General features: G+C 32.1%; 4 protein-coding genes and 1 pseudogene. 3 read left to right on the top strand and 2 right to left on the bottom strand.

The genetic code is table 11. The features are described 5' to 3' along the window. Nucleotides 1–230 precede the first annotated feature (230 nt). The 3 genes from B8869_RS07685 to lysA are packed head-to-tail and all read left to right on the top strand — an operon-like array spanning nucleotide 231 to nucleotide 3,590. The gene (locus tag B8869_RS07685) at nucleotides 231–1,217 is read left to right on the top strand and encodes an IS30 family transposase (protein ID WP_084229742.1); all 987 of its coding nucleotides are present in this window, start codon (nucleotides 231–233) and stop codon (nucleotides 1,215–1,217) included. 42 nt (nucleotides 1,218–1,259) lie between these two features. After that, nucleotides 1,260–2,297, top strand: coding sequence for a polysaccharide deacetylase family protein (locus tag B8869_RS07680; RefSeq protein ID WP_084231083.1), 1,038 nt, complete (start codon nucleotides 1,260–1,262; stop codon nucleotides 2,295–2,297). A 36-nt stretch (nucleotides 2,298–2,333) separates the two neighbouring features. After that, nucleotides 2,334–3,590 (top strand): diaminopimelate decarboxylase, encoded by a 1,257-nt coding sequence (gene lysA / locus B8869_RS07675; RefSeq protein ID WP_084231082.1) that lies wholly within the window; start codon nucleotides 2,334–2,336, stop codon nucleotides 3,588–3,590. A 528-nt stretch (nucleotides 3,591–4,118) separates the two neighbouring features. Here lysA and B8869_RS12235 read toward each other — a convergent pair. Both B8869_RS12235 and B8869_RS12105 read right to left on the bottom strand, forming a co-directional pair. Further along, nucleotides 4,119–4,406 carry a transposase gene (locus B8869_RS12235; protein ID WP_084231081.1) on the bottom strand — a complete coding sequence of 96 codons (288 nt, stop codon included), beginning with the start codon at nucleotides 4,404–4,406 and terminating at the stop codon, nucleotides 4,119–4,121. After that, nucleotides 4,378–5,024, bottom strand: a pseudogene (locus B8869_RS12105) (ISL3 family transposase). The gene B8869_RS12235 and the pseudogene B8869_RS12105 overlap by 29 nt, the downstream one beginning before the upstream one ends. Nucleotides 5,025–5,238: the final 214 nt, after the last annotated feature.

Below are 5,238 nucleotides of genomic sequence, written 5' to 3'. Positions count from 1 at the left end.
CTATGTTAATTTAACGTTAATCTGCTAATAGCTTTTAACTTAAAAAAATGGTAGACATTTTGTCTACCATTTTTTTTGGCTCTATAATATCTGTTGGGGAGTAAATCCCTAACAGATATTTTTATGCAGATAATTTATCATAACAAGTGCAACATAAATAAACTCATAGCTAATCAGCTGTGTTAATATGTAAGTGACCAAACAAAACATATTAAAAGGAGTGATTAACTATGAGCTATAACCATCTTACCATAGAAGAAAGATCTTGTATTTACCAATTTTTAAATTTAGGAATGAGTATAAGGAAAATTGCACAAGCACTTAAAAGGTCACCTAGTACAATATCTAGAGAAATTAAAAGAAATTCATCTAAGATAAAAGTTAGTAGGGGAAGTTACACTAAGTACTTTCCGATAAAGGCAAATGATAAATATATTGATAGAAGAAAAGACTGCCATAGAAAAAGTAAATTTTCTAAAGATGTTATTGATTATTTAACTGTAAAGATTAACGAACATTGGTCCCCTGAACAAATATCAAATAGAAACACAAATGAGATTCATGAATTACCATCTACATCAACGATATATAGAATGATACACGCCAAAAAGCTGCCAAAAACTAGTATGAAAAATTTGAGAAGAAAAGCTAAATTTAAAAGGCCAGCAGAAAAAAGAGGAAAATTCAATGATAAAGGTAGAACAATTAAGAAAAGACCTAAAGAGATATACAGAAGGCAAGAATTAGGCCACTGGGAAGCAGATACAGTGGAATCAGGCAGATTAGATCATAAAAGGAAAAGTAGATGTTGTTTCGTAACTTTAGCAGAAAGAAAATCTAGATATTATATAGCAATCCTAGTTGAAAATAGAAAGTCGGAAAGCGTAACACCAGCAATAATAAATGCATTAAAAGATTATCCAAAAGAATTAGTAAAAACAATAACCTTTGATAGAGGTAAAGAATTTTCAGAATTTGAGAAAATAGAAAAAGAATTAGGATGCAAAACTTATTTTTGTGATCCCTATTGTGCATGGCAAAAAGGTACAAATGAAAATAGTAACGGACTTTTGAGGGAGTTTTATCCTAAGGGTATGGATTTATCAGAAGTGAATATTGATGAATTAAATTATAACTTAAGTTTAATGAATAATAGACCTAGAAAATGTATAAAATATAAAACACCTAAAGAAGAACTTTTTGGTCTCTTACCATAGGTGTTGCATTTGATTTGACAATTCGTCTGGAGGAAAAATATTATGATTGAAGAAAAAAGCATACACTTAGATAACAGAAGAAATTTAAAACGTAAAAAGAGACGTCAAAAGATGCGTCGTAGAAGAATGATTTTCTATACAATTCTTTTGGTTTTAGTCTTTATAGTAATACACATATTTTCCGCTGTTATACATAGTTTTAAGAAAAATGACAACAAAGAAGTATATTTCAACTGGTTTTTAGATAAAGCTTACAGAGATTCAATCGGAGTGGTTAGAACTAAAATGCCAACTTATAATAATTTTTCTGATGGCTTAAACGCTATATATGATGAATTTGAATTTATGAAAAAAGAACTTATGCCTGGCGAAAACCACTTAGTTCAAGCCAATAGTTATGCCTATGATACAGCTGAGATCAGAGCCTACATTAGAGGAGAAAAGAAATATACAGGAAAGGATAAACTTGTATTCCTAACCTTTGACGATGGCCCTAACACATCAATAACACCACAAGTTTTAGCTACACTTAAGAAAAATAATGTTCATGGAACATTCTTTGTCGTAGGAAGCAGAATCACAGACAAAACATATTCTATCCTTAGAAAGACAGTTTATAATGGAAATGCTATTGCAACTCACTCTTTCTACCATAACTACGATATACTTTATCCAGGAAGAGTTGCTGATCCAGATAAAATTAAAGAAGAAACTCAACTTACTTTAGCAAGACTAAATAAAGTCTTTGGAGATAATTTCCACAGCGTTCCTTGGAGATACCCAGGTGGTCACATGTCTTGGCAAAATACAGCTGCTGCTGACCAAACTGTTTCAGCTATGAACGTTGAATGGATAGATTGGAACTGTATGACAGGAGACGCAGAACCTAAAAAAACAAGACCTACTACATCTGCAGGTATAATAGAAACCTTAGATAAAAGTCTTAATCAAAATCTACACACTGACGTAGCAGTGGTCTTAATGCATGACGCAACCAATAAACAATTAAGTGCCGACTCGCTACAAGATGTAATAGATTACTTTAAAGAACACAACTACAAATTTGGAATACTAAAATAAGGAGGATATACCTCCTTTTTTTAAAAGGAGATAACTATGTTAGAAATTAATAATGAAATAAAAATAGATGGAGTTTCTATCGAAGAACTAAAAGAAACCTATGGAACACCACTTTACATATACTCTGTAAATGGTATGAAAGATAGAATAGCAGAAATAAAAAATGACTTTTTAAATAAATATGAAAATACCACAGTGGCCTATGCTGCAAAAGCTTTTCTAGCCAGCGCAATGGCAAAGTTTATAGAAAGTGAAGGCTTAAATTTAGACGTTGTAAGCGGTGGAGAAATTGCAATAGCACTAAACGCAAACTTTCCAGCTGAAAGAATAGAATTCAACGGCAACAACAAACTTGAAGAAGAGATTGAATTCGCAGTTGAAAATAACGTAGGCAAATTTATCATAGACGGTGCAGATGAACTTGAAATCATCTCAAAATATGCAAAAAAATTAGATAAGACAGTTAACGTACTCTTTAGAATCACACCTGGAGTTGACGCTCACACTCACGAATACATCCAAACAGCAAATGTCGATTCAAAATTCGGTTTCAATCTAACAGATGTACTAAAATACGTACAAGTTGCTCACTCAGACCAAAATATTAATTTCCTAGGCTACCACTTTCACATAGGCTCTCAACTATTTGAAAATGAAGTCTATCTAAAAGCCATAGACGCAGTTAGCGAACTAATTAAACAAACAGAAGCCCTAATAGAAGCTCCACTACATGACATAAACATTGGAGGAGGCTTTGGAATAACATATACCGATGAGATAAGAAAACCTTACTCTTACTTTTTAGACCCTGTTATGGAAAAAATAGAAAAACTGTATTCCAACTCCACTCGCCCACATATCACTATTGAGCCAGGAAGAAGCATAGTTGGTGATTCAGGATATACTCTATACACTGTCGGCAATATAAAAAATATTCCAAACACGAGAAAATATGTTACCATCGACGGCGGAATGACAGATAATATAAGACCGGCGCTTTACAGTGCAGAATACACCGCCTTAACAAATTCCAACTCTTCTACAAAAGAAAATATAAGATTAGTTGGAAAATGCTGTGAGTCAGGAGATATATTGATTAAAGATATAGAACTTCCAACCCTAAACAGAGGTGACTTGGTTCTTGTCCTTTCAACGGGTGCTTACGGTCATAGTATGTCCAGCAACTACAACTCACTCCCTCGCCCGGCCGTTGTTTTCACACAAGATGGAGAACACAAACTCGTAGTTAGAAGGGAAACATATAGAGACTTGGTGCTAAGAGACCAAATATAACATCTATACGGTGGCTGAAATGAAACTCAATAATAAAGCATACTTTATTCTAATTTCAACTTGTCTATTGGTGCTTTGCTTTTCAATATTCGTTTTCTTGTACGATATGCTTGGCTTAGATAAAAATATATTCAATTATTTTTTCTATCTGTCCATAATTAACTTTATTACAAGTTCAACAATATTGCTTATGAAAAAAGAAATCTTTGAGCAATTTCCTTTAATAATTTTAAACTTGCCGTTTCCAATTATTATAGCCATTGTTTCAAAACTTATTTGCAAATGAAAAAGACTCTGTGGTGCATACCAAAAGCTGGTTACATCACAGAGTCTTTAATTTAAATTTTATTTTCCGGCTCTATGTCAAATATTGGGGAGACTCGTTAACTCGAGTCTCTTTCTTTATGTAAAAATGGGCACATAGACGCTAATAAAGATATCAAAACTAAAATAGCAAAAAACAACTAAAAATAAGCATAGCAAATAAAACCCCTAGGGGTTTTGCAAATTTTCCCGTTTTCCTAATCTCTACTTACATGAAAACATAATTCTTTTTCTAAACAAGTCAAAATTTCTCATACCAAAACAATTTCTTTTTAATGTTTTTATCTTTGTATGAGTTCCTTCAAGAGGTCCATTTGACCAAGAGTAATCAAATGAATTACATATTTCTTCAAACCAGTTATTAAAAGAAGTGATACAAGATTTAAATTCTTTTAATTTTGATTCATCTGCTCTTTTTATCCATTCTCTTAAAGCTTTTTTAGCTCTAGTTTTGTTTGGCTGACTAAGTACATACTGGTACCCACAGGGCACACAGGTAGAACAATTCTTTTAACTTGTATGCTTCTTTTAATTCCTTGTTCAGTTCAATCATAAGTGATACTTCATTAGCTTGTTCTGAAGTTAGCTTAGAGGCAGGTTTTGTAATTAAACTCTTACTTCTTTTAAAATATTTCCTAAGCTTTGATGATACATCCTTTTGTATTCTCTTTCTAACATTTTCTAATGCCCAGGATACTTGTCTTATGAAGTGGTACCTATCTATGATATGTATTGCGTTTTTAAAGAATGATTTCTTAACTGATTTAAATGTTTTAGACATATCACTTACAAAAATTTTACTTCGTTTCTTTCTTTGTTTGGTATCTTTTCAAAGTACCCATACAATGTATTCTTATCTCTTGATGGTAAGATATCTATGATAGAGTGTTTAGATCCATCAAGAAGAGAAGTCTGATACCTGTTATTACCACTATCACCTTTAAATTCGTCTATACATAATACTTCTGATAGCCTATCTCTAGAAGCACTTAAACAATTTAAAATTCTTAATACTGTGTTTGATGAAACATTATACCTATTAGCAATAGAAGATATAGAATAAATCTCATCAAACTCAGAAACAATAGCAAAAACAAGTCTATTGGTCATAGTATGACCTTTGGCAATAAAATCAAGATTCCTCTCAAAACGAGAACCACAAGACTTACAATCATATCTAGTTTTCTTTAAGAAAATCAAAGATTTCTTACCTCGGATGTGAGTATCCCTAATCTTTTGAATTCTATGATCATGAACCCAAATCTTTTTAGTAACCACAATGAGGACAAATAGACATCTTAGAAACAGAAGCGTGAACATTAAC

The sequence above is a fragment of the Peptoniphilus asaccharolyticus DSM 20463 genome (genome assembly GCF_900176115.1).
Taxonomy (GTDB): Bacteria; Bacillota; Clostridia; order Tissierellales; family Peptoniphilaceae; genus Peptoniphilus; species Peptoniphilus asaccharolyticus.
This window is presented reverse-complemented; position numbering and strand designations above follow the sequence as displayed.

Bases quoted from the DNA above. Each gene is read 5' to 3' on its own strand.
- lysA (WP_084231082.1), top strand. From the start codon at position 2,334: ATGTTAGAAATTAATAATGAAATAAAAATAGATGGAGTTTCTATCGAA.
- B8869_RS07680 (WP_084231083.1), top strand. From the start codon at position 1,260: ATGATTGAAGAAAAAAGCATACACTTAGATAACAGAAGAAATTTAAAA.
- B8869_RS07685 (WP_084229742.1), top strand. From the start codon at position 231: ATGAGCTATAACCATCTTACCATAGAAGAAAGATCTTGTATTTACCAA.